22 protein-coding genes are annotated in these 24,919 nt (G+C 44.9%); 6 read left to right on the top strand and 16 right to left on the bottom strand.

Going from position 1 to position 24,919, the window contains the following annotated elements:
• Nucleotides 1–7 precede the first annotated feature (7 nt).
• The 6 genes from ACPEGP_RS02945 to yghU form a co-directional block, all read right to left on the bottom strand.
• Nucleotides 8–1,771, bottom strand: a complete 1,764-nt coding sequence (locus tag ACPEGP_RS02945; RefSeq protein ID WP_423813878.1) for a hydantoinase B/oxoprolinase family protein — start codon at nucleotides 1,769–1,771, stop codon at nucleotides 8–10.
• A 358-nt stretch (nucleotides 1,772–2,129) separates the two neighbouring features.
• Nucleotides 2,130–2,345: an EamA family transporter gene (locus tag ACPEGP_RS02940; RefSeq protein WP_286796933.1), complete on the bottom strand. Its 216-nt coding sequence runs from the start codon at nucleotides 2,343–2,345 to the stop codon at nucleotides 2,130–2,132.
• Nucleotides 2,346–2,367: 22 nt separating this feature from the next.
• Nucleotides 2,368–3,612, bottom strand: coding sequence for a DUF819 domain-containing protein (locus tag ACPEGP_RS02935; RefSeq protein ID WP_289048851.1), 1,245 nt, complete (start codon nucleotides 3,610–3,612; stop codon nucleotides 2,368–2,370).
• Nucleotides 3,613–3,836: 224 nt separating this feature from the next.
• Entirely contained in the window at nucleotides 3,837–5,501 is a 1,665-nt protein-coding gene (locus ACPEGP_RS02930; RefSeq protein ID WP_423813877.1) for a DEAD/DEAH box helicase, read from the bottom strand.
• 619 nt (nucleotides 5,502–6,120) lie between these two features.
• The gene (locus tag ACPEGP_RS02925; RefSeq protein WP_423813876.1) at nucleotides 6,121–7,197 is read right to left on the bottom strand and encodes a DUF1176 domain-containing protein; all 1,077 of its coding nucleotides are present in this window, start codon (nucleotides 7,195–7,197) and stop codon (nucleotides 6,121–6,123) included.
• A gap of 446 nt (nucleotides 7,198–7,643) precedes the next feature.
• Nucleotides 7,644–8,543 carry a glutathione-dependent disulfide-bond oxidoreductase gene (gene yghU / locus ACPEGP_RS02920; protein WP_423813875.1) on the bottom strand — a complete coding sequence of 300 codons (900 nt, stop codon included), beginning with the start codon at nucleotides 8,541–8,543 and terminating at the stop codon, nucleotides 7,644–7,646.
• Nucleotides 8,544–8,875: 332 nt separating this feature from the next.
• Here yghU and ACPEGP_RS02915 point away from each other — a divergent pair, with 332 nt between their 5' ends.
• Complete coding sequence (locus ACPEGP_RS02915) at nucleotides 8,876–10,252, top strand: DHA2 family efflux MFS transporter permease subunit (RefSeq protein ID WP_068405478.1); 1,377 nt, start codon at nucleotides 8,876–8,878, stop codon at nucleotides 10,250–10,252.
• A gap of 144 nt (nucleotides 10,253–10,396) precedes the next feature.
• Here the strand turns inward: ACPEGP_RS02915 and bfr (ACPEGP_RS02910) are convergent, their stop codons facing one another.
• The 3 genes from bfr (ACPEGP_RS02910) to ACPEGP_RS02900 all read right to left on the bottom strand — a co-directional run bounded on the left by bfr (ACPEGP_RS02910) (nucleotide 10,397) and on the right by ACPEGP_RS02900 (nucleotide 12,100).
• Entirely contained in the window at nucleotides 10,397–10,879 is a 483-nt protein-coding gene (bfr, locus tag ACPEGP_RS02910) for a bacterioferritin (RefSeq protein ID WP_068405482.1), read from the bottom strand.
• 70 nt (nucleotides 10,880–10,949) lie between these two features.
• Nucleotides 10,950–11,438, bottom strand: a complete 489-nt coding sequence (gene bfr, locus ACPEGP_RS02905) for a bacterioferritin (protein WP_068405485.1) — start codon at nucleotides 11,436–11,438, stop codon at nucleotides 10,950–10,952.
• Between the two features lie 470 nt (nucleotides 11,439–11,908).
• A complete protein-coding gene (locus ACPEGP_RS02900; protein WP_068405488.1) occupies nucleotides 11,909–12,100 on the bottom strand; it encodes a (2Fe-2S)-binding protein in 192 nt (63 codons plus the stop codon).
• Nucleotides 12,101–12,386: 286 nt separating this feature from the next.
• Between ACPEGP_RS02900 and ACPEGP_RS02895 the strand changes: the two genes are divergently transcribed.
• Nucleotides 12,387–12,710, top strand: coding sequence for an ArsR/SmtB family transcription factor (locus tag ACPEGP_RS02895; RefSeq protein ID WP_144296175.1), 324 nt, complete (start codon nucleotides 12,387–12,389; stop codon nucleotides 12,708–12,710).
• A 139-nt stretch (nucleotides 12,711–12,849) separates the two neighbouring features.
• Here the strand turns inward: ACPEGP_RS02895 and ACPEGP_RS02890 are convergent, their stop codons facing one another.
• The 5 genes from ACPEGP_RS02890 to ACPEGP_RS02870 all read right to left on the bottom strand — a co-directional run bounded on the left by ACPEGP_RS02890 (nucleotide 12,850) and on the right by ACPEGP_RS02870 (nucleotide 18,258).
• Nucleotides 12,850–13,572 carry a sulfate/molybdate ABC transporter ATP-binding protein gene (locus ACPEGP_RS02890; protein ID WP_423813874.1) on the bottom strand — a complete coding sequence of 241 codons (723 nt, stop codon included), beginning with the start codon at nucleotides 13,570–13,572 and terminating at the stop codon, nucleotides 12,850–12,852.
• A gap of 69 nt (nucleotides 13,573–13,641) precedes the next feature.
• Entirely contained in the window at nucleotides 13,642–14,652 is a 1,011-nt protein-coding gene (cysW, locus tag ACPEGP_RS02885; protein ID WP_423813873.1) for a sulfate ABC transporter permease subunit CysW, read from the bottom strand.
• Nucleotides 14,652–15,533, bottom strand: coding sequence for a sulfate ABC transporter permease subunit CysT (gene cysT, locus ACPEGP_RS02880; RefSeq protein ID WP_423813872.1), 882 nt, complete (start codon nucleotides 15,531–15,533; stop codon nucleotides 14,652–14,654). Before cysT ends, cysW begins: the two co-directional genes overlap by 1 nt.
• A gap of 222 nt (nucleotides 15,534–15,755) precedes the next feature.
• Entirely contained in the window at nucleotides 15,756–16,859 is a 1,104-nt protein-coding gene (locus tag ACPEGP_RS02875; protein WP_423813871.1) for a sulfate ABC transporter substrate-binding protein, read from the bottom strand.
• Between the two features lie 223 nt (nucleotides 16,860–17,082).
• Nucleotides 17,083–18,258, bottom strand: coding sequence for a sulfate ABC transporter substrate-binding protein (locus ACPEGP_RS02870; protein ID WP_423813870.1), 1,176 nt, complete (start codon nucleotides 18,256–18,258; stop codon nucleotides 17,083–17,085).
• A gap of 383 nt (nucleotides 18,259–18,641) precedes the next feature.
• Here ACPEGP_RS02870 and ACPEGP_RS02865 point away from each other — a divergent pair, with 383 nt between their 5' ends.
• Nucleotides 18,642–19,175 (top strand): hypothetical protein, encoded by a 534-nt coding sequence (locus ACPEGP_RS02865; protein ID WP_423813869.1) that lies wholly within the window; start codon nucleotides 18,642–18,644, stop codon nucleotides 19,173–19,175.
• 110 nt (nucleotides 19,176–19,285) lie between these two features.
• Here the strand turns inward: ACPEGP_RS02865 and sat are convergent, their stop codons facing one another.
• A complete protein-coding gene (gene sat / locus ACPEGP_RS02860; RefSeq protein WP_423813868.1) occupies nucleotides 19,286–20,539 on the bottom strand; it encodes a sulfate adenylyltransferase in 1,254 nt (417 codons plus the stop codon).
• A 266-nt stretch (nucleotides 20,540–20,805) separates the two neighbouring features.
• On the opposite strand from sat, the gene ACPEGP_RS02855 reads away from it, so the two are divergent.
• From ACPEGP_RS02855 to ACPEGP_RS02845, 3 genes are all read left to right on the top strand, one after another.
• Entirely contained in the window at nucleotides 20,806–22,491 is a 1,686-nt protein-coding gene (locus ACPEGP_RS02855) for a nitrite/sulfite reductase (RefSeq protein WP_068405368.1), read from the top strand.
• On the top strand, nucleotides 22,484–23,080 hold the full coding sequence (locus tag ACPEGP_RS02850; RefSeq protein WP_423813867.1) for a DUF934 domain-containing protein: 597 nt from the start codon (nucleotides 22,484–22,486) through the stop codon (nucleotides 23,078–23,080). The genes ACPEGP_RS02855 and ACPEGP_RS02850 overlap by 8 nt, the downstream gene beginning before the upstream one ends.
• 67 nt (nucleotides 23,081–23,147) lie before the next feature.
• A complete protein-coding gene (locus ACPEGP_RS02845) occupies nucleotides 23,148–23,786 on the top strand; it encodes a phosphoadenosine phosphosulfate reductase family protein (protein ID WP_191689862.1) in 639 nt (212 codons plus the stop codon).
• A 96-nt stretch (nucleotides 23,787–23,882) separates the two neighbouring features.
• Here ACPEGP_RS02845 and ACPEGP_RS02840 read toward each other — a convergent pair whose 3' ends face one another.
• Complete coding sequence (locus tag ACPEGP_RS02840) at nucleotides 23,883–24,626, bottom strand: SDR family NAD(P)-dependent oxidoreductase (RefSeq protein ID WP_423813866.1); 744 nt, start codon at nucleotides 24,624–24,626, stop codon at nucleotides 23,883–23,885.
• Between the last annotated feature and the right edge of the window lie 293 nt (nucleotides 24,627–24,919).

Below are 24,919 nucleotides of genomic sequence, written 5' to 3'. Positions count from 1 at the left end.
GTGTGTTTTATGCGGTTATCTGGCGGCGTAAGTACTCAGTTTCGGCTTCATTGAGCGCCAGAGTTTCTGGGTCAAGTACCACGCCGTATTCAATCTTTGCCGCAGCAATTGAGATAATTCTTTCTTTTACATCCTTGATGACCGCTTGAATATCGCGATCAAATGAGCTGCCGTAGCCGCCGCCACCCGGATTGATATTGCGCGCGCGTTCACCCGGCGTGATTTCCGTAACGGTGTTTTTTCTATATAAGTCCGTTTGCCCGTCTTTATGTAGTATCTCTAGACGCCCAACTTTTAGCTCAGGTGAGATTTGTTCCGCGCCGCCAGCGCCCATAGTAGGATGCTGACGACCTTCGCCAAAGGCAATAACCGTCATAGTATGGTCTAATGGCTCAACTTCCCAAACCGTACCACAGCCGCCGCGGTACTCGCCTGCGCCGCCACTGTCTTCTGCCAAGCCATACTTATGAATTAAGATAGGATACTGGTACTCTAACAGCTCAATATCTCCCGAGCTTAACGCCCCAAAGCAGCTTAATGGTCCACAAGCATGCCAGCCATCCATTTGTTGTGTAGCACCTGCGCCTGAAATAATAGACGCCAAAATCATGGTGACGTATTGCTCGCCAGTTTTTGGGTCGATACCAGCGATATTAATCCCTGAAGAATGCCCCCAAGAGGCGGTAACGCGCTCAGGTGCCGCTGCTTCAAATGCCATACGTACCGCATCGGTTAAGGTTTCCATCGGCGTGGTCGTACAGTTGACGTGCGGCGCCGGTTCTTTGGCATTACATAAAGTGCCATGCTCACCCAAATCAACGGTCACACAGCGGTATAAGCCTTCGTTATACGGCGGCTCTACTTGGGCAAACATCATTAGCCCAAGCAATACTCCTGACATCGAGTTACCAGCATAAGAGTTGATAAAATAAGGGACTTGCGGCGGACTGGTGATTTTAATATGTACATCACTGTCTTTGATGACAATGTCGGCGCTGATGGTCATATCACCCAAGCCATGACCTGAGTCTTCTAATACTGCCTCGCCATGATAATCGCCATCTGGGATAGACGAGATTAACGAGCGCATATGATGGTCAGCCATGCTCTTTAGCTCTTCAATCGCTCCACGTACCGTCTCAATGCCATATTTGTCTAGCAGCGCAATCATATTACGCTCACCGACGGCACACGCGCCGTACTGGGCATTGAGATCGCCTTCTTGATTACGGCGTGAGCGCATATTGCTGTGCAGCAAATTAATGACATCATGGCGTTTGACGCCTTTTTCCCACAGCTTAATGGGCGGAATGCGTAAGCCTTCGGCATATATCTCTTTGGCATCAGGGTTATAGCCGGCTGGCACAGGGCCACCGATATCAGTGACATGACCTTTACAGACCGTCCAAAAGACCAGCTCACCTTTATAAAACACCGGCTTATACATACAGCAATCTAGGATATGGCTGCCCATCATCACAGGATCGTTATGATAAATCACATCGCCTTCATTAATGTCATCACCATAATATTCGGCGACGGCTTTCATGGCGGGCATGAGTGAGCCTAAATGAATGGGAATGTCTTGCCCTTGCAAAATCATCTCAGGCAGATGATCAAACAGCGCATTACTATAGTCATGAGCTAAGTTAAAGACACTCGAACGGGCGGTTTTTTCTAAGGTGGTTGTCATCTCACGCTGCGCCGTTTCTAGGGCGCCACGTACGACAGACAAGGTAATGGGATCTATAGAAGGGTGAGCGTTGCTCATGAAAGACTCCTTGTCGAGAAATTTGGGTCGGAAACAGCGCGTTTATATAGGCGAAATAAAAGAATATACCGGTCTATATGACCATTTATCCTTATCCTTCAGCGCGCGCTTTATCTGGCTTATCATCTATCCTAATGATCAAGCTTTTTCACTATAGCGAGGTTTTGGTCAAATAGATGGACTGTGTGTGCAGAGTTTTTGACTGTGAGTGTACAGATGTAACGATAAGCAGCCTGTTTTTACGGTTATCATAGTGCGATATAAAGCGTTTAGCATAAAAAAAGAGCAATGCCTCATATGTGCGGCACTGCTCTTTTTGTCTATTCTTACTAACTTCAATTGTATACGTTATTCAATACTAGGTACGAACCGCCTTTCTCCATAGTCCTATCTTTATATTAGCCAATACCAGCCCAGATAAGATAAGCACCATCGCTAGCATCTTCCACCATGTGACCACCTCTCCTGTAAACAACACTGAAGTCGCCATCCCAAACACGGGCACCAGTAAGGCAAATGGCATCACCTTAGAGGCGATATTTTGACTAAGCAGATGCGCCCACAATCCAAACACGCCAGCATTTAGTTAAGTGCTATCACCCCACCACCAGCCGCATCATCTGGGTACTGATATAACCACCAAAAGTGCCCACGGCATAACCTAAAATACCCAAGAATACGCCAACTGGAGCCAGTGACGGATGAAATGCTGTAGCGACAATCGGTGCTGATGACGCGCCGCCGGTATTGGCATTCGAGCCAACTGCCAAAAAGAAGAATGGCGCACGAATCATTCTAGCAACCGCAAAAACAATCACAACGTGAATACTCATCCATAGTAGACCAATGAGTAGTAAGCGCCACTGCGAGACAATGCCCGCTAGATTGATTTGCATGCCGATAGCGGCGATTAAGACAAAGATAAACACCGTACCGATTTTGGAGGCGCCAACATGGTCAAGACGGCGGATTTTGGTAAAGGAAAACACCACCCCTATTAAGGTGATAATCACCACCATCCAAAAGAACGAGCTGGCAAAGCTATATTGTACTGCCCAACTATAAGGCGCAAAGAAGCCTGCTATCTGCCCGCCTGCGAAATGCGCCACCCCGACCATGGCAAAACACAAGCCAAACATCACCATCAAATCATTGATAGTAGCAGGACGCGCATGGTCTCGTTCATAGCTTTCCACCGCGGCAATCACTTTATCAATACTACTGCTATCCGCCCGTAAAAACTTATCTATCTTCGCGCTGTGCTTGGCCATAACCAAAATCGCCAATAGCCATAATGAAGCATTGGTGGTATCGACCAAAATCATCATGCCAAATAAATCATCACTGACGCCAAACAGCTCTTTCATCGCCGCTTGGTTTGCTGCCCCGCCAATCCAGCTACCCGCGACCGCTGAAAACCCGCGCCATAAGGTATCGTCGTTAAACATCTCAGGCGAAATCCATTTGGCAATACCTAAGCTAATCGGCCCACTAATAACAATGGCAATACTAGCCGCAAAAAACATCGCAATGGCTTTCCATCCTAAACCTAATATTTTTGGCACATCCATCGACAAGGTCATCAATAGCAAACTGGCTGGCAACAGATAGGTGGCGGTAAAGCCATAAATCTGCGAACCAATACCGTCAGCAAAGACACCCAAGCTATTTAGGGTTGCGGGAATAAAGCAGCACAGCACAATACCCGGCAATACGGCATAAAAGCGGCGCCAAAACTTACCAGGCAGCCCTTGGGTATAAAACACCAAACCAATAATGGCCATGATAATGCCAAAGGCTAACGGCAGATTACCAATGGCTAAATGAGAAATATCGGGCATCAGACAGCTCCGCAGCACACGATGATTAAAAGCCTGTCAGTATAGACAAGGCGAAAAAGACGCGCAAGCAACGATATAGCATTGTTGACTTTTTATTAGTGAAACATACAAGTATTTTGACGCACAAAAAAGCCAGATAACAAGTATCTGGCTTTTTAATATGACGCTATATGATTAATAATGACATTTATTTAAGCCATTATTAACCATTCATTATAACGTTATTACGAGTTTCTACCACGGTTGCCGCCTGTTGGACGACCTTGACCACGGCTGTCAGAGCGATTCGCTGGGCGACCTTGGCTGCCACTTGGACGACCGCGACCGGTTGCAGCGCGATCGCCGCGTGGTGCGCTGGTACCGTCACCACGGCTAGGCGCGCCTGTGCGTTTGCCTTGATAGGGTTTGCCACCTGAGCGCTCACTTGGCTTGCCTTGATAACCGCTGTCATTGCTGGCGCGTTGACCAGTCGGCGCGCTGTCGCTTGAGCGACCACGGCCTTGACCATTGCCGCCGCCGTTTGAACGACCTGCATAACCGCCTGCTGAACGACCACGACCTTGACCACCGCCGTTAGAGCGTCCGCGACCACGGCCACGACCATTACCTTTGTTTTCGCTCGGTACATAAGTCTTCTTAGGTTCCATACCTTCGATGACACAGACTTCCATTTTGCGATCTAAGTAACGATTGATAGCGTTTAGCTGTGGACGATCATCCATGCTACATAAGCTGATAGCAATACCAGTACGACCAGCACGGCCACAACGACCGATACGGTGGACGTAATCTTCAGTTTGACGTGGCAAGTCATAGTTAATAACGTGTGAGATCGCTGGTACATCAAGACCGCGAGCAGCAACGTCGGTCGCTACTAGGATTTTAACCTTGCCATTACGTAAGTCTTGTACGATACGGTTACGCTTGCTCTGCGGCAAATCGCCATGTAGGAAACTGGCTTTATGACCCGCTTCTTGCAGCTGTTTGGCCAATTTTTCTGTACTACGTTTGGTCGCTGCAAAGATAATGATTTGTTCCATATCTTTGTCACAAACAACTTTATCAAGCAAACGGTTTTTGTGATCAAAATCATCACAGTAGTATACTTTTTCTTCGATATGCGCCGATTCAACTTTGATTGAAACGCGCTCAGGATTTTTGGTGAAGCTCGCAGCAATCTTGCCGACAGGACCATCCCAAGTCGCTGAACACATAATCGTTTGACGATTATCAGGTGCCGCTTTCAAGATATCGTTGATATCATCAGCAAAACCCATGTCTAGCATGCGATCAGCTTCGTCAAGTACCAACACTTCAAGGTTTGATAAATCAACGCGACCGGCTTTGATATGATCAAGTAAACGACCAGGCGTTGCTACGATAACTTGAACGCCTTTTCTTAGCGCAGTAATCTGGCCGTTGTACGGTGCGCCGCCGACTAATGGCACGCAGAACAGACCGCGCATGTCTTTTGAATAGGTACGAACGCTGTCATGTACTTGTTGAGCAAGCTCACGCGTTGGCGTTAAGATAAGGGCTTTGGTTAATTTGTCAAAGCTCGTGGCACGACTTAAACGGTCAAGTACTGGGATAACAAATGCCGCAGTTTTACCACTACCGGTTTGCGCTGACAATAATAAGTCGCGACCCGCTAGAGCAAAAGGAATGGCTTGTTCTTGAATAGGTGTTGGGTTGGTATAGCCAACGCGGTCAAGCGCGGTCAAAATCGGCTTGGCAATATCAAGGTCGCTAAAAGTGATTTTGTTTTCTTCAGCAGCGCCAGTAGTAGCCGCTTGGTTATTGGTATCAGCAGTTGCAGTTGTGTTTGGGGTATCAGTGCTGTCGATAATGCCGTTTTCAGCGGCGATAGCAGATAAGATGTCAGTCATAGTAATCCTTGGTAAGTATAAGCTGCTGTAAATTCAGCAAGCTTGATGCATACCACTGATAACCGTTCATCACGCCGCATTTATAAAATTATTGTCTCACCTTAAAAAGGCTTAACAATCAAAAGCCAAGCCATAAAGCTTGTCAATATTATAAAGGCGTTCGTGCTGTCTGACGTATTTTGGTGGTAGTGCCGAGTGTCTTATCCTTGTTTGCTAAAAGCGCATTATCAATGCTTTGTCCAAAGCAGATAAAGGCTGGTAACAACCAATCTAACCGATATAGCGGTCAGTAGATAAGATATGAGTCAAAAATAACGGATTTTTCACTATTAATAGAAAAGGTTATTTAAGTACACAAAATCATCGGCAACAATTACTTATGGTCATCCTAGACCCAAAATCGCAGGCGATGTTATCAATCTCATAATTCACGCTAGTCTATGCTAACGTGGCGACGCAGTATAGCACAACATAAACGCAAACAGTACCTATTTTTCTGTTTATGGTAAAAATAGGTCATATCTCAAACAGTTTAGGCTAAAAAACCGCTGCGCCAGTCTCTAACACAGCCGCTTCAACGCCTTTATCTTTAATGCAATAACTTCTAACGTGCGCGCTATTAACGCGACATTTTCACTTCCGTCACATAGGTTGGCAATTGCCAAGCGCCGCCCGCCTCTATCAGCCGGCACATACCTGTGGTGCTTTCATGACTTTTCTCAAACGCTCTGCCTGTCCATACCCATTCACTTTTGGCTAAACAGTCGCCAAGCCCGCGGCCTTTTTGCACCGAGGTTATTTTACCATCGCTATAATCGGTCGCGCTTGTCGTCACCAAGCTCGGCTTATAAGGCTTAGTGTCATTGAATACCCAAACACCCGTACCCGTGTTATAAGCGCCCGTCCAACAATCATGCTGGGCGAGCAGCTGCTTACTGTTTAAACGGCTGACGCGCCACGCTGTCTTATCCGCTAAGTTTGGACATTCAGTGTTGACATCTTTCATGGTGGTTTTCATCATCTCTGCCAACTGCGATGAGCGCATGGCAAATTTTTTCTTACTACTAGAGAGGGCGCTAGGATTAGGAGTGACCAGTCGTAATGAAGGAGCGGCTTGCGGCGATAAAATGCCACTATTAGATTTACTGGTGTTATTGCTAATAAAAGCGCTTGAGGTCCCTACCCGGCCTTGAGCTTCGTCGGCTTTGAGCATCACTGCACTGGCCCCTTTATCCGATAGCTGCCAGCGCGTATTGCGAATCACCAGCTCAATCTTGCTTGATTTGGTTAAGGCATCGAGCAGCGCGCTCACCTGCGCTGAGGTCAGCTCTGCATGGCCTGCGGCTACTGAGTAAGGCTTGGTTTCTCCATAATCTCTATCATTAATAAATAGCGAGATACGATGGCGATTACCAAGCTGCATCAGCGCTTTAGCAGAGCTTTCTTTAGCGCCGCCAAGCTTTACTTTGCCGTCGACGGTAGCGTTTGCTCCTGCGCGGCGTACCAATAGTAAAGACACGGGTAAATCGCTATTATTCTCCGCTTGGTAACCTGCCAGCCGGCAAGTACGGGTATTGTCGCAAGCGACTTCCCAGTCTTGATTACTAAAGCTTACAGGCGTGGCAGCCTGCGTCACGGAACTCAATAAAGCGGCGCTAAGGGCAGCAAATAACGGTAGTATCATTTTTTTTGTCATGAATAAAGGCAACTTTTTTATTTTTATCGAAATGTTTTTTCTATGCGGGTTGTTTTTGCTAGGAGCATTGTCTGTTAGCAGACTACATGCGCGATGGGATTGACGAGTGAATGGTAAAGGTAGAAAAACCATCTCGTTGAATAAAGGTAGTGGTATAGGCTGAGTTTTATTATTCTTCATAGTCATTACTCATTAATAGAAGAAATATCAACACCTGCCCAAGAAGGCGGTGGCTGCTATCTTAACGTACTAATGTTTCTATCTGTTATACTAATGTACTATTATGTAAAGACGAAAGTATAGTCAAAAAGCGATATATCGATATATATATTTGGAATAACGAATATTGAAGAAGCAAAAGGTTAACAGCAATGGCCTATTAACCTTTTTATGAAAACTTATGTTTTGCTACGACTATTTAAATATAAACTGATAAAGTTAAACCTTTAAACAATAGGCTTTAATTCTAACTCTACGGCGCGTTTTACCGCTGCACGTTCGGCGATTTTTTGTGCCCATCGTTTGACGTTTTTGTAATCATCTACTTGTAAAAATTCTGCCGCATCATAAAGCTTGCCCAGCACCAGCTGACCGTACCATGCCCAGATAATCATATCAGCGATATTATAGTCCGCCTCATCATTACCGCACATATACTTATGGTCTTTGAGATGCCTATCTAGCACATCAAGCTGGCGTTTGGTCTCCATCGTATAGCGATTGATAGGATACTCTAGCGGTTCGGGCGCATAGGCGTAGAAATGCCCAAAACCGCCACCTAAAAACGGCGCACTACCCATCTGCCACATCAGCCAAGACAGACAATCTGCGCGCGCTTTACCTTGCTGCATCGGGATAAATTTGCCAAACTTTTCCGCTAAATATAATAAAATAGCGCCCGACTCAAAAAGCGCAATAGGCTCGCCAGCATTTTTATCATTTAAAGCATCAGTATAATCAACCAGCGCCGGGATTTTAGAATTGGGGTTGATAGCGACAAACCCTGAGCCAAATTGATCGCCCGCAGAGATATCTATTTTGTAGGCGTCGTACTCAGCACCTTTAACATTCAGCTCGGCAAGCTCCTCTAACAAGATATTTACTTTGACGCCATTCGGGGTATTTAGTGAATACAGCTGTAAAGGTGCATCGCTAACCGGCAATTTTTGTTCATGGCGCGCGCCAGCTGTTGGGCGATTGATGCTGGCGAACTTACCACCATTTTCGCTGTCGTTTTTCCATACTTTAGGTGGCGTATAACCGCTGGCTTTGTCGCTGGCATGGTCATTGTCATTTTGAATGTCGTTATTTTCGTCATTGTTTGATTGATGATTGTCACTACTCATAATAATTCCTATTTTTTTTGTTGTATAAAAGAGAGCCAAAGCGAGACTGAGGCGGCAAAAGATTTATATTAGTCTCACGTCGTCCTATATGACAATTCTACTATAGCAAATCTGCGGTTAAAGCCCTGTCTTGTAACCCATTTTTAAAAGTAACGAGTACGAGTATCAAAGCGTTTGAGAACAAACTTCTTATGAATGAGCTTGCACCGTTACTTTGCTACTCTTTAACTCATAGGCGGTTATTTTTATACTAGCCCAACTTAACAGCTTTTTAGAGATGGGCTTAACAACAGAAGTCAAAAGATGAGGTCAAAAGACATGGTGATGACAATATGGTAACCCTAACCCCAACGCAAGATAAATACCTACCCTATGTCTTGGCGGTGGCGCTATTTATGCAGATTTTAGATGCTACCATCTTAAACACCTCTTTGCCGCAAATGGCGCAAGCCCTTGGCGAGTCACCATTAAAAATGCAGTGGGCGGTTATTAGCTATGCGCTAACCTTGGCGATTTTTATTCCTATAAGCGGCTTTTTGGCTGATAAATATGGCACGCGGCGGGTGTTTTTATATGCTGTAATCATCTTTTGTATCGGCTCACTATTGTGTGCCGCCTCCCCAACGTTGAATTTATTGATTGGTTCGCGCGTCATCCAAGGTATTGGCGGCGCGATGATGACCCCTGTGGCGCGTCTCATATTGGTCAAATCTTATCCGCGTAATAAGCTATTAACCGTGATGAACTTTGCGGTGATACCCGCGTTAATCGCGCCCCTAGTTGGACCAGTATTGGGCGGTTATATCGTGCAATATACCAGCTGGCATTGGATATTTCTCATCAATATCCCGATGGGTATATTTGGTTTTATCATGGGTAAAAAGCTGGTACCTGCTTTGTTTGAGGACACCAAGCGTTTAGACTGGACGGGTTTTGCTTTATTTGCTGCCGCCGCTTGCGGATTTACTTTGGCGGTCGAGTTTGGCTCACAGACTGGGCGCGGGTTTTACGGTTTGCTACTCGCACTCGGCGCTAGTATCTTGATAGGCGCGTATGTGTGGCATGCCAAACGCCGTGCAGCGCCATTATTTCCACTAAGTTTATTTAATATTCGCACTTTTCGTATCGGTATTACTGGCAACTTATTCACCCGTTTAGGCATCAGCGCCGTGCCTTTTTTATTGCCGCTATTACTACAGGTGGTGTTTGAATACTCACCGTCGCAAGCGGGTTGGCTGCTTGCACCTATTGCCGTTGGTGCAATCGGTATCAAGCCTTGGGTCAGTAAAATTATTCAGCGTTTTAGCTACCGCAAGGTGTTGGTGGCCAATACCTTTTTGATAGGCCTGCTTATTATTGTCTTAGCGCAGTTTAATGATGCGGCAAATTGGATTTGGTTTATCCCTATTTTGACCGTCATGGGTGCCTGTAACTCCATGCAGTTTAGTGCCATGAATACCATTACTATCGGTGATTTAGAGGGCGCGCAGACCAGTAGCGGTAACAGCTTAATGGCGGTCAATCAGCAATTGGCGATTAGCTTTGGCATCGCTTTTGGCGCAGCGGTCTTGAATCTACTGCGGGAGCGCTTCGAGCTTGATACCTTGGTCGCCTTTCAGACCACCTATTGGATATTGGGTATATTAACCATTCTTTCAGGTTTATACTTTTTACGCCTCAAACCTGAAGACGGTCGCGGCTTGTATTAAGTTATTGGTATTGAAAAATACTTATCTCTAATAGTAACAAACATTAAAAAAGCATTAAATATAAAAACGCCAGCGTATCCTAAAATCAGTCAATCTATAACTTATCTTAGGATACGCTGGCAATTAACAGCAATTCTTATAACTTTAAGGCGTGTGGTCATCATCCATTTGTGATTGGATATAATTTTCAATGCCAACGTCTTTAATCAAGTCCTCTTGGGTTTCAAGCCAGTCTTGATACTCTTCATTGCCGTCTTTTAGGATAACCAATAAATGACGCGAAACATAGTCACGCTTGCTCTCACACAAGGTAATTGCATCAGTTATGATAGAAAATTTCTGCTTTTCTAAGCGCAAGTTGCAGTCAATCATTTCAGGCACATCTTCTGCGATGAACATTTTGCCGTAATCTTGCAGGTTTGGCAGACCGCCTAACAATAAAATACGCGCAATAAGATCATCCGACCATTTCATCTCTGCAATAGATTGCTTATAGAAATTTTCGTTTAATGCCTCTAAACCCCAATGACGGGCAATACGGGCGTGCAAAAAATACTGATTGATGGCGATTAATGACTGACCGAGCACTTGATTGAGTGCGCGAATAACTTCTTTATCCCCTTTCATGCTGTTCTCCCTGTCTTGCTTATTCGTTTATCAATTTAATATTCGTGAAAACTGCTTAATATATAAAATACTAAACAATATCAGGAGACACTTCCGCCATCTGGCTTTGTAAATAATTGGGCAGACCAACCATATCAATCAGGCGCAGCTGCTGCTCTAACCAATGGGCATGATCTTCTTCGGTGTCTTTGAGCTGCTCAACCAACATCTCACGCGTCACATAATCGTGCTCTGCTTCACAAAGCGCAATACCGTCTTTTAGATGCTGCTGTACTTGATATTCTAAGTCCAGGTCCAATTGCAGCATTTCAGGTACCGTTGCGCCAATATTAATCTCATTGACGCGCATCTTCGGCGTACCGCTTAACATCAAGATACGGCGGATAATCGCCTGCGCGTGCTGCGTTTCATCTTGCATCTCATGGTGGATACGGTCGTATAATTTACCGTAATGCCATTCTGCATACATCTCAGAATGAATGAAGTACTGATCACGAGCCGCAAGCTCGCCACCTAATAAAAAATTTAAATAATCAATGACCTTTTGGCTGCCTATCATGACTCATACTCCTATGTTTTTATTTGGCTACTAATACATTCACAATAATAAATATAGTTGAAGTACCATTCGTAAACTAATCAGTAAAGATTAAAACCCATCAAACGTCTTACAAAGTTAGATAGATATAGTAGCATAGGCACGCCGTAGCGCTTGTAACGATATGAACTAAGAATAAGATGCTAATTGAGAATTATAATTAACTCGCTTACACCGATAGCGTTTAGCGAGTAATCTTAATAGGTGATTTATGAAGGCAAACAGAGATAAAGGATAGCCGCACTCGCCTTTTGAGTTACTTATCGTCTTTCATGGTGATGGCTTTTAACCATAAATAACCATAAAAAGATGATTTGAACGCGGATAAAGGCGAATTGGCGGCTAAAACACTACAGATAGAGGGAAAGCAGAAACGGGATTTGAACGGATTGGCAATAGAAGTGGATACAAGCAAATGCTTAAACTGTTTCTTAAACTGCGTAGGCCAACGCATCAAGCTTGGCATGATGTTCGTCAAGAAAGTCGTTGACCATAGGTTCGCAGCAGCCACAGCACGTCGCTACATCAAGGGTGTCTTTTAACCCCTCTAATGTGTCAATGCCTGAAGCAATGGCAGCTTTGATTTGTTTGTCTTTGACGTCGTTACAGATACATACGTACATGTGCGGCTCCTACTATGAATATCTAGCTAATTATGCTTTATAATAACGATAATTATTACCATTTACAATAGTATTTGGTATATTTATCCGTCATATTAGGTACAGCTAAAAGATATATTACCCTAACTTTATCCATGTAACTGAATACAGTCTTAGGTGTAACCACAAAGTACCAAAGGTAGTAAAATGGCGACGAACTGTAAATCTGCTCATTTTTTAATCGTTTTTACCGTTAACTGCTGTTATATTTACCCCCTATTAACTAAATCTATATTGGAATTGTTCTATGTCTAATAATAATTCTACGATACAGCCGCTTGAGTTATTTAAAGTCTTGTCTGACCCAACGCGCTTAAAAATTTTTCAAATCTTATTTAATAAAGAGTCGCGCTGTGTTGGTGAATTGGTAGAAATACTCGATCAGCCGCAGCCGACCATCTCGCGTCACTTAAATCATTTGAAAAAACTGGGCATTTTAAGCTGTGTTCGTGATGGGACGTGGATGTGGTACGAGGTGTCTGATGATTTGCCAAAATGGTGCCAAGATATTTTAGAAATCACCTATAAGCAAATATCAACTAAAGACATCAATATGCCAAAGCCTGCTTAATGTCAAAAAAAGCAGATTGAGAAAGTCTAACGACAAATAATTGAGCACATAAAAAAGACCTATCATTGATAGGTCTTTTTTGTTTTTAAGCGTTGTATTTAAAATACGCCCTTAATATAAATACGCCTTTAAGCCTAAATTAGACTAGGTCTAAAAAATCACTGACAAAGGCGTTTGCTGGCTGGTGAATCAGCTCCTCTGACGTCCCTACCTGCTCGACGCGGCCCTGATTCATCACCACAATCTCATCCGATACCGCCCGCGCCTCTTCTTGGTCGTGGGTTACCATAATGCTCGTAATACCCAGCTCGTGGTGGATATTTTTTAGCCAAGTGCGCAGCTCTTTACGGACTTTGGCATCTAGCGCGCCAAACGGTTCATCGAGTAATAATAGTTTTGGCTTTACTGCCAAGGCTCGTGCCAGCGCGATACGCTGACGCTGACCACCTGATAATTGATGCGGATAAGCATTGGCAACTTGCGGCAACTGTACTAGGTCTAGCAATTCAGCAACACGCTTATTGATATCCGCTTTACTTGGGCGCTCATTCTGCGGTAGCAAGGTTAAGCCAAAGCCGACATTATCGGCGATGTTTTTGTGGCGAAATAACGCATAGTGCTGAAACATAAAACCAATATGGCGCTTTTGCACTGGTGTATTGGTGACATCGAGCTCATCAAATAATATCTGCCCAGAGTCCGCGTATTCTAAACCTGCAATGATACGCAGCAAAGTGGTTTTACCGCAGCCTGACGGACCAAGCAACGTCGTCAACTTGCCCGTTGGTACAGTGATATTGATATCATCTAAGGCGGTAAAGTTACCGAATTTTTTATTAACGTTGCGAATCTCGATACTCATAATGGGTTCTCTTATTATATTTTTGGCTTAGCAGATGCCTTTCTTGCTGATAGATTTGTAAAATAGCGCTTATAAATTGCCTGTGCTTTTCGCTAAAGTGGCATCCGTATCTGACGCTTTCTTAGCACCTTTAGTGTTTGACGTATTGCTAGCATTGCCAGCGTTGTTAGCATTGTGATCGTTGGCACTCACTGGCAATTCAGGCGCACTTGCTAGACGCTCAGACTTGGCGAATTTGCGCTCTTGCAGCTTGGTCATCACTTGTTGTATCAATAGCGTTACCAGCGCCAAGGCAGCCAGTAAACTAGACAAGGCAAAGGCGGCAGTAAAGTTATAATCGTTATAAGCAATCTCAACCAATAGTGGCATGGTGTTGGTTTCGCCGCGGATATGACCAGATACCACGCTTACTGCGCCAAACTCGCCCATCGCGCGCGCATTGGTCAAAATCAAACCATACAGCAGCGCCCATTTGATATTAGGCAGTGTCACATGCCAAAAGGTCTGCCAACCGCTAGCGCCCAAGGTTAATGCCGCTTGCTCTTCACTATCGCCTTGGGTCTGCATCAAGGGTATGAGCTCACGCGCCACAAACGGAAAGGTCACAAATAAAGTCGCTAAAATAATCCCTGGTACGGCGTAAATCACCTGAAAGCCCATGCTCTCAAGCCAGCCACCGATGCTAGAGTTTAGACCAAATAGCAGCACAAACATCAAACCTGCCACCACCGGAGATACCGAAAATGGTAAATCAAGCAAGGTGGTTACCAGCTGTTTACCTTTAAATTGATAACGGGTCACAAGCCAAGCTATTGCAATACCCATCACCATATTAATCGGCAACACGATAGCGGCAGTAATTAAAGTTAATTTAATTGCCTGCAAAGCTTCAGGGTCAACCAGGGAAGCTATATAAAGCTGCCAACCGTTTTTAAAGGCTTCATAGAACACTGCTAAAAGTGGCACCACCAACATCGCCACCATAAACAGTACGGCGATACCGATAAAAGTACGGCGTATCCACGGCGTGTCTTTGGTCGCTGGATTGCTTTGGTAGTCGTAGCTATTAGAAATTTGCATTAGCGGGCTCCTACGCGGCGCGACAGCTTCCACTGTACGATGTTAATGGTCAATAAAATCACAAACGAAATCAGTAGCATAAACAGTGCGACAGCGGATGCGCCTTGCACATCAAACTGCTCAAGCTTACTAATAATGATTAAGGGTAGAATCTCAGACTGCATCGGAATATTACCAGCAATAAAAATCACCGAGCCATACTCGCCAGTGGCACGGGCAAACATCATACCCGCGCCCATCAGTAAAGCCGGCAATAGCTCTGGCAAAATTACCTTACGAAAGGTCGTTAAACGATTAGCACCCAATACCGCCGCCGCTTCTTCGAATTCAACGGACAATTCTGCAAGCACTGGCTGCACCGCACGGACGATAAACGGAAAGCTGACGACCACTAAAGCGAGCCAAATACCGAGTGGCGTAAAGGCGACTTGGATGTCAAATTTGGCAAACCACTGGCCGATTAAACCATTGGGTGCATAAAGAGTCGCAAGCGAGATACCGGTAACCGCTGTCGGTAGTGCAAATGGCAAATCAACCAAGGCATTAATCAGCGACTTACCCCAAAATTCATAGCGCACCAGCACCCAAGCGACCAGCGTACCAAACACCATGTTGGTTAGCATCGCCAAAAACGACATCCATAAACTGAGTTTGATAGCAGCAGTGACTTGCGGCTGAGTAATGGTTTCCCAAAAACCCGTCCAGCCCATTTGTGTCGTGGTATAGGCCATCATGGCAAACGGTAGCACCACCAGTAACGATAAGCTAAAGACGGTGATGCCCATGCTTAGCCCAAACCCTGGTAGCACATTGCGTTGACGCAAGCGCGTCAGCCACCCTTTCTTGATGGGTTTTCTGGCAGGAGAAGTTGTTGCACTCATAGTGATGTCCTATTGCCTAACTGCTGGCGCTTATTTTCTGCTTGTAAGCACCACGTGCTATCAGATGTATTTAATGTATTTATTATGGGTCTGTGTAAGCGATAAAGGACATAGCGTGGGTAGCCATGTCCTTTAGGTGCTTGGACGTTATGGTAAAACTGACGGTTTAAATGCTATTTAAGAAAATTTCTAAATAGCACAATCAGTCAGCGTACTAGCGGCTTACTTTGGTGCATTAATGGCTAACTGATCGAACACGCCGCCATCGCTAAAGTAAGTGCTCATGATTTCATCCCACGTACCAAAGGCATCGTTTGGACGGAAAGTATCGATAGGTGGCAACTTATCGCTGTTTTTATCAAGCACACTCTTCACGCTTGGGCGAAGATATAAGTTAGCTGCCAATTGCTGTGCAGGCTCGCTCCATAAGTAATCAAGATAGGCTTTTGCCGCATCGGTGGTGCCCTTTTTGTCAGTCACGGTTTTGACAACAGCGACTGGGCTTTCAGACTTGATAGAGTATTTTGGATAAACAATATCGACTTGCCCTGCACCAAAATCTTTGGCAGCCAAGTTGGCTTCGTTTTCAAAGGTGACCAAGACATCACCGATACCGCGCTGAACAAACGTCGTCGTCGCTGCACGTCCGCCATTCTCATAGACTTTGACGTTTTTCAGCATGTCTTTGACGTAGTTTTTGGCCTTAGTTTCATCTTTATTAAAGGCATGCAAACCATAACCATAAGCGCCTAAAAAGGCATAACGACCATTACCCGTGACTTTTGGGTTGGCCATGACAATCTCAACGCCTTCTTTGGTCAAATCTTGCCAATCATTAATACCTTTTGGATTGTCTTTACGCACCAAAAATACGATGGTACTGGTGAAAGGTACGGCGTTGTCTGGGAATTTGCTTTCCCAATCAGCCTCAACCAAGCCTTTTTCCTCAAGTAATTCGATATCTGAGCCTTGGTTCATGGTCGCCACATCGGCTTGTAAACCGTTAGCCACAGACAATGCTTGCTTACTAGAGCCACCGTGCGATTGCTTGATTAAGATATTGCTGTTTGGGTTCTCGCTTTTATAGTGCTCAACGAATAATGGGTTGTAGTCTTTATAAAAGTCACGGGCCACATCGTAAGAGACGTTTAATAGCTCAATATCTTGACCTTCACTAGCGGCTGGCGTGCCTTCTGCATTGGCAGTTGGCTCAGCTTTTTCACTATTGCTACAGCCGGCGATACCCAACGTAAGCGCCACACCGGCGATACTTAGTACGCTAAGCGTTTTGTTTTTATATTTATAACCTGTGGTATATGATGTCATGGCAGCCTCAAAAGGGATTAATTGGTGAATGCAAGTATGCTAACAGCGCTAGCTTATTATGTTTAATGATGAATATGCGTATGTTATTGCCAAAATGGAATAATGAAGTAATGGTGATTAAAATACAGCCTTATCAAGCACTTAAACGAGCAATCTCTTAAATAGCCTTTACACTTGTATTATTTGCTAATAAAAATTGTTTATAACTATGTAAAACCCAGCTCTACTTCACCCTTGCCAGCTGATCAAAACGCCCGCCATCGACAAAGAACGTCGCCATGATACTGTCCCAATCACCAAATACCGCCACAGGCTCAAAGGTTGCAATCTCAGGTAAGGTCTTGCTGTGTGCGGCAAGCACCTTGGCATTACTAGGGCGCATATACATCTGTGCCATCAGCTCTTGTGCGGGCGGCGACCAAAGGCCTGTTAAATAGTCATTTGCCGCGGCGGTGGTGCCTTTTTTATCGGTTACGGTTTTCACCACAGCCACAGGGTTGGCAATCACAATCGAGTAACTTGGATACACGATATCGACTTTTCCCTTCGCGAACTGCTTAGCAGCCAGATGCGCTTCGTTTTCGGTGGTGATTAAAACATCACCAAGACCGCGCTGGGTAAAGGTCGTGGTGGCAGCGCGCGCGCCATTGTCATAGGTGACGACGTTTGCCAGTAGTTTTTTGATAAAAGCATCGGTTTTGGCAGGGCTTTGCACCTTTTCTTTAAAATGATGTAAGCCGTAGCCATAAGCGCCCAAAAAGGCATATCGCGCCGTGCCACTGGTCTTGGGATTTGGCAATACTACGGCAATATCGTTACGCGCCAAATCTGCCCAATCTTTGATACCTTTTGGGTTGCCCGCACGAACCAGAAGCACCATGGTACTGGTATAAGGCACGGCATTGTTTGGCAATGCCTGTTGCCAATCGCTAGCCACCAAGCCTTTTTCAACCAGCAAGTTCATATCGCTTTCTTGGTTTAAAGTAACGACGTCTGCCTGCAAGCCATTGGCAACCGCCAGCGCTTGTTTGCTCGAGCCGCCGTGCGATTGGTTGATATTCACCTTGATACTTGGGTGTTCTTGCTGATAATTTGCATTAAACAACGGGTTGTAGTCTTTATAAAAGTCGCGTGAGACATCATAAGACACATTTAATAAATCAATATTTTTTGCCTCGTTTGCGGCGTCATTTTGGTTAGCTTCGGTAGGGTTGCAGCCTGTGATCAGTACCGCCGCTGCAAGCACACTACCAAGACCAAAACTGCTGGTAAGATTGACGGTAAAACTAAAGCGATTGGTGAGCACTTTGCCGATGCTTTTAGGTTGAATGGCGAAAGAAGCACGCGCATTGATATGCTTGTGAGATGTTTTTTGGCCGCTCTTTTTATGTGGCTGCATATTTGCTCTCGATAGGAACGTTGTTCTCTAATAATAGGGATAAAAACCTTGCATTTCGAAATTCGGTTCTATGGATAATGAGCAACATGCTAACAGCCTGTGAGACAATTGCTTAGTGACAAATACGCTTATCGAGTGATTAACTTGGCATAAGTAATTTTATTAGTTATTCTAAAGTGCTTGTCTTTCCTCGGTATTTTTGCAGTTTTGTGATAAGCAGACACTTTTGAGTAAGTTACGGTATTGCTTAGGCTCTAGACGAGCCTCTATAGAGTCGATATTATCCCTTAGCTTGTTGTATATCAGGCGATGCACTGATAAAACTTAGCCCATCCGCTTTCACTTATTTCCTGTTTACTAACCCCTTTATTAAAGGTAATGCAATGATCAAGTCTCCACCTCGTCATGCCCGTCAGTCACGCTTTTTTGTAGGTATTTTAACGACCTCTATCGCTTTATTGGCCTTAAGTGGCTGTAATAACGTAACGCCAAGCGTTAATAACCAAACGATTAAGCAACCAAACGCTGCTGTCACACCAGCGGTGCAGACGGTCGTTGGCGATTACGCCTCTGACGGTTATGCCAAGCGTGCCCAAGGCTATGATTGGGTGGGTGTGATGATAAGAGCTGACGGCGCAGACAATGGCGAGCAAATTGATATTAAGGTACGAGCGCGTGGTGATGTGAAAAAACCAACTTGTCACTTCGATGGTAAAGCGACATTAATGGGACAAGACGAGGCGCACGGTGTCATTTTTCAAACTAAGGTCAATGACAGTACCGCCTTTTTCCAGTTTAAAGATGATGCGTTGACCATTGATAGCCAAGATAAGTACGCGCTGAATTATTTTTGTTCGGGTGGAGCCTCACTCATTGGCGAATATCAAAAGCTTGAGGGTGATTTAGCGCTCAATTAATAGTTTTAATTGCCTATTTTAGATAATAAAATGAGATGATAAAAAAGGTGCCAGATAGTTACTCTGACACCTTTTTTCTTGCGCATTATCTTTTTTAAATATTAAGGTTCTTATACTGCAGAGGCACCGACCAACTTCACCTCAGCACGCTCCTCTTTTGCGATACCAGCGTAGTAGTCACGCAAAATTTCTAGCACTTCAGGACGGCTAAAGTTCTCTGGTACATCGAGGTCTTCTGATAGCGCTTTACGTAGCTTGGTGCCTGATACTTTGACATGCTCAGACGCTTCATGCGGGCAGGTTTTATCAGAAGCCATGGCATTACAAGCATTACACCAAAACGTCCAGCCAATTTTTAACGGCTGGGTAATCAAGTCATCTTTACCAACATATTCAAAGATGGTTTGCGCATCAAACGCGCCATAATAATCACCGACGCCCGCATGGTCACGACCAACAATCAGATGACTACAGCCGTAGTTTTGGCGGAATACCGCATGTAGTAGCGCCTCGCGTGGTCCAGCATAACGCATATCGAGCGGATACCCAGCTTGGATAACGGTGTCTGCTCTAAAGTAATTATCAATCAAGGTCTTGATAGCTTCTTGACGCACTTCGGCTGGGATGTCGCCCGGTTTTAGCGCGCCGAGTAGTGAATGAATCAATACGCCGTCGCAAATCTCGATAGCAATCTTGGCAAGGTATTCGTGCGAGCGGTGCATTGGATTACGCGTTTGGAAGGCGGCAACCGTTTTCCAGCCTTTGGCATCCAAAATAGCGCGAGTTTCAGCAGGCGTCTTATAAATCTCTGGGTATAAGGTTGGGAACTCACCTTCGCTTAGTACTTCAACACTACCTGCGATGTTTACCTCACCCTGGTTAAGTACTTGCTGTACGCCCGGATGCTCGCTGTCCGTAGTGGTAAAGACTTGCTGACACTCATGGGCTTTATCGATGGTATAAGTCTCTTCTACCGTCAAAACACCCATAATCTCGCCATCTTGCGCGACCAACGCCACTTTATCACCTTGGTTTAGGCTGTCGGCAGTCGCTTTAGGCGCTGATAAGGTAATAGGAATCGGCCAAAACAAGCCAGCATTGTCACCACTTTGCAGGCGCATATTATCGACGACGCCTTGCCAATCTTCCTGATTCATAAAACCATTTAGCGGGGTAAAGCCGCCAATCCCAAGCATAATCAAATCGCCGCGCTCACGAGAGCTTAAGGTAATCGTCGGCAACGTGCTGGCAAGCTTTAATGCTTGCTTGCGCGCCTCACCTTTTAATAGTAATGGTTTTAGCTCGCTGCTGCCGTGCGGCGGAACAAGTTTTGATGAGGAAAGATTGGGATTGGTAGATGTCATTTTTAAAACCTTAATAATGAAATTGAGAGATAGTTGGTCAGGAGAATGAGCGCTTAAATTTGATAAACATAGGCTACCTAACTTTGGTTATGAAAATTTATGCTGTGTTTGGATATGGATATGTCTTAAAGGAATTTATGTTTATAGATTTAAGCTTATATGATGTGACTCTGAATTGTTTACCTTGCGATTGGCAATACAAGCGATCACACGCAAATCATTTTCGTCGCGGCTTTTTAAGTTAAAAACAAAATTGAGATTACGTCATGTATCAATATAATTACGCTGACCAAACCTTGGTAGAGGAACGAGTCGCCCAGTTTCGCGACCAAACCGAGCGGTTTTTGGCAGGTGAACTGCCAGAAGAGCAGTTTTTACCGCTGCGTTTACAAAACGGGCTGTATATCCAGCGCTATGCACCGATGCTACGTATCGCCGTGCCATACGGCTTGCTGGCAACCTATCAATTACGCAAATTGGCTGAGATTACCCGTAAATATGATAAAGGTTACGGCCACTTTACCACCCGTACCAATATGCAGCTGAACTGGCCAAAACTTGAAGAAGTGCCAGATATTTTGGCCGAATTGGCATCGGTGCAAATGCATTCTATCCAAACCTCGGGCAACTGTATCCGTAATACCACCACCGACCCTTATGCGGGTATTCATAAAGAAGAGATTGCCGATCCGCGTCCTTATTGCGAGATTATTCGCCAGTGGTCAACCTTTCATCCGGAATTTGCTTTTTTACCGCGTAAATTTAAAATTGCCGTCATCGGTACGGCAAAAGACCGCGCGGCAACGCAGGTGCATGATATCGGACTGCATTTAAAGAAAAATGACGCAGGCGAGCTTGGCTTTGAAGTGATAGTTGGTGGCGGTCTTGGGCGTACGCCCGTGATTGGCAAAACCATTAATACATTTTTACCACGCCAGCATCTGCTCAGCTATTTAGATGCGATTTTGCGTGTCTATAATCTGCATGGTCGCCGCGACAATAAATTCAAAGCGCGTATCAAGATATTGGTCGATAGCATGGGCGGCCCTGCGTTTGCCAAATTGGTCGATGCCGAATGGGAAGCCAATATCAAAGATGGGCCGTTGACCTTGACCGATGCCAACTTTGACAAGGCCAGCAGCTATTTTACTGAGCCTGATTATCTAAGCTTTGATGCGCTACAGGTACAGTCGGACTTGCAGCAGCAACTAGAGGCTGATAAAGACTTTGCCAATTGGTATCAGCAAAATACCGTGGCGCATAAAATCGCAGGCTACCGCGCGGTGGTCATTTCGTTAAAAGCGGGCTTGGTCGACGGACGCTACGTACCGTCAGGTGATATTACTGAGTCGCAAATGGACGCCCTCGCCGACCTCGCTGACGAACATAGCTTTGGCGAGCTGCGCGGTACTTATCAGCAAAATCTGGTCTTTGCCGATGTACAAACCAATCGCTTGTACGAGCTATGGCAGCAGCTGGCGGCGCTACATTTGGCCCGTCCAAATATCAACACCCTAACCGATATGATCGTCTGCCCAGGCTGGGATTTTTGCTCGCTTGCCAATGCCACAACCCACAATATCGCTGAGCAAATCGAAAAACAGTTTAATGATCTCGACTACCTTTATGACTTAGGTGAGATTCGCCTCAATATGTCTGGCTGTATGAATGCCTGCGCCCATCACCATACCGGCGATATCGGTATCCTTGGGGTCGATAAAAAAGGTGAATACTGGTATCAAATCAGCCTCGGCGGTAACTCTAGCAACGACGCCAAACTCGGTAAGATATTGGGCAAGGCTGTACCAACCGATGCCGTAGCAACGACGATACAAAAGATAATCGACGTCTACCTTGAGCAGCGCGTCAGTAATGACAATGATGTCGAAGGCTTTGGTGATTTAGTTGACCGTATTGGTATTGCCCCTTTTAAGGAGAAGGTCTATGGCTAATCATCATGTGTTCAATAACGATGGCACCGATATCAGTGAGACTGACACTTGGCTTGCGCTTAGCACCAATGAGCTGCCTGATGGTATTACCCTGACCGATATATCACTGCTAGAGCTGCTGCAAAAACAAGAGAAACTTGAAATCGTTTTACCGCTTGCTGATTTATTAGATGCTAAAGGCAATATTGCAGGCGGACTACTATTACAAGTACGTGAATTGTTAGCCAAGCATATCAGCCGTACCGGTGTCTGGGTGACATCCGATAGCGACACCGAAGTGCTGACGCGTATTCCAGAGTTTTTATTACAGCAAGATTTGATTGTGATTCACGTCCCCGCTTTCACGGACGGACGCGGTTTTAGTTACGCCCAAACCTTACGCCAAATGGGCTATCAAGGCGAGATTCGTATGGCTGGCAATTTTGGTCGCGATCAAATCGCCTATCTGCTACGCGCAGGCGCAGACAGTTTTGTGATAAGTGCGCATGATTTGCACTCTATTTCTGATATCAGCCAAGCATTTAATGCGCTTGCCAGTAGTTATGACGGTCGTAACGCCGCCGACCTACCGATGTTTGCTGGTGCTTAATATTCATAGTCACCACCCTACTTATTATCAATCATTTATATATTTTTTTACCCTTAAGGAATCCATCATGAGCCAATTACACCCAAATTTAGATATCGATCAAGCCAACCAGGAACTAAAAGGTAAATCACCAGAAGAAATCGTCGCATGGGCGCTTAGCCAAGCAAAAAACCCAATTATTACCACCAATTTCCGCCCATATGAGTCAGCGATTTTGCATTTGGTTGCTAAGCAGCGCCCTGATATTACGGTATTGTGGGTAGATTCTGGCTATAACACCGATGCGACTTACCAGTTTGCCAATAAAGTCATCCGTGATTTAAACTTAAACGTCATCACTTATATTCCTAAGCAAACGGCTGCCTATCGTGACGCAACCATGAACGGTATCCCAGGCATTGATAATCCGCAGCATGATGAATTCACTGACCAAGTAAAACTTGAGCCATTCCGCCGTGCGCTAGATGAGCTAAAACCTGATGTCTGGTTTAACGCCATTCGTAAAGATCAAACGGAATTTCGTCAAGGTCTTGATGTGCTTAGCTTATCAAAAGATGGCGTGTTAAAAGTTGCACCTTTATTTGAAAAAACAGACGCGGATTTAGACGTGTATCTTGAAGAGCATGATTTGCCTAACGAGTTTGATTACTTTGATCCAACCAAAGTTGAAGAAAGCCGTGAATGTGGATTGCATACGCAGCTATAATATTGCTGGTTCAATAAACCACTATGTTTGAACGTAAAAAGCCCTTTTAAATAAAAGGGCTTTTTTAAATTCGATAGCTTAGAGCTTTTTAGGACGTTATTTACGACCGAGAACCCAGCCACCATCCATAAAGACGTTCGAGCCATGCATATAGTTTGAGTCATCAGACGCCAAAAATACCGCGAGCGCTGCAATCTCTTCGGGCTTGCCAGCACGCTTAGCTGGTATACGATTTAAGCGCTCATCATCAATACCATCGGTCATAGGCGTTTCGATAAAGCCCGGTGATAGAATATTTACTTTGATCCCTTGACTGCCAAAATCAAATGCCAATTGTTTGGTAAATCCTAACACCGCATGCTTGGAAGTCACATAAGCGGAACCGCCGGGTCCTGCCATTTGCGTCGCTTGCGAGCCAACATTGATGATAACTCCACGTCCTTGCTTGATAAAGTGCGGAATCACCGCTTTTGAGGCGAGGTATGGCGCTTTGACATTAATTGCCATCAATTTATCGTATAAGTCTTCTTCTAACTCGACGGCATTATCATAAGCGTCGTGGATGCCCGCACCATTATATAAAATGTCAATTTGACCATAAGCTTCTAAGGCTTTATCGACCACCGCTTCAATCTCTGCTTTTTTGGTCACATCGGCATGCACAAAGAGAGCGTCTTGACCTTTATCGGTTATGTCTTTGATAATACGTTTGCCGTCTTCTTCATCGCGACCCGTGACGACAACCTTTGCCCCTTCGTCGGCATACGCTTTTGCAGTCGCTTCGCCTAGTCCTGAGGTACCGCCAAATATAATAGCCACCCTGTCTTGTAATTTCATCATGTTCATCCTTGTTTTTTATATTGTAAATGAAACTTTTTCCTATCTGATAACATCTGGGTTAGATTAACATAGTCACCTAACTGTGAATGTTAGGCTATGTTAGACATTTTTAATCAGCCAATAACTGGCACTTATCTAGCCTTTTAGTTGCATAAATAACGTTTCTTTAACGTTTTATTGTCAAATATTGGGGTATTCTATGGCTCACTTAGTTTCTGCACGATATTAAACCAACACTTTAAGGCTTTATAAAGCGTGGTATTAAAAGGTTTTGCCAATTTTGATGGCTGGTT

It is taken from the genome of Psychrobacter sp. 219-2-C, assembly GCF_049560815.1.
Lineage (GTDB): Bacteria > Pseudomonadota > Gammaproteobacteria > Pseudomonadales > Moraxellaceae > Psychrobacter > Psychrobacter faecalis.
Note: the sequence above shows the minus strand (reverse complement) of the source record. Positions and strands in the feature narration are given on the sequence as shown.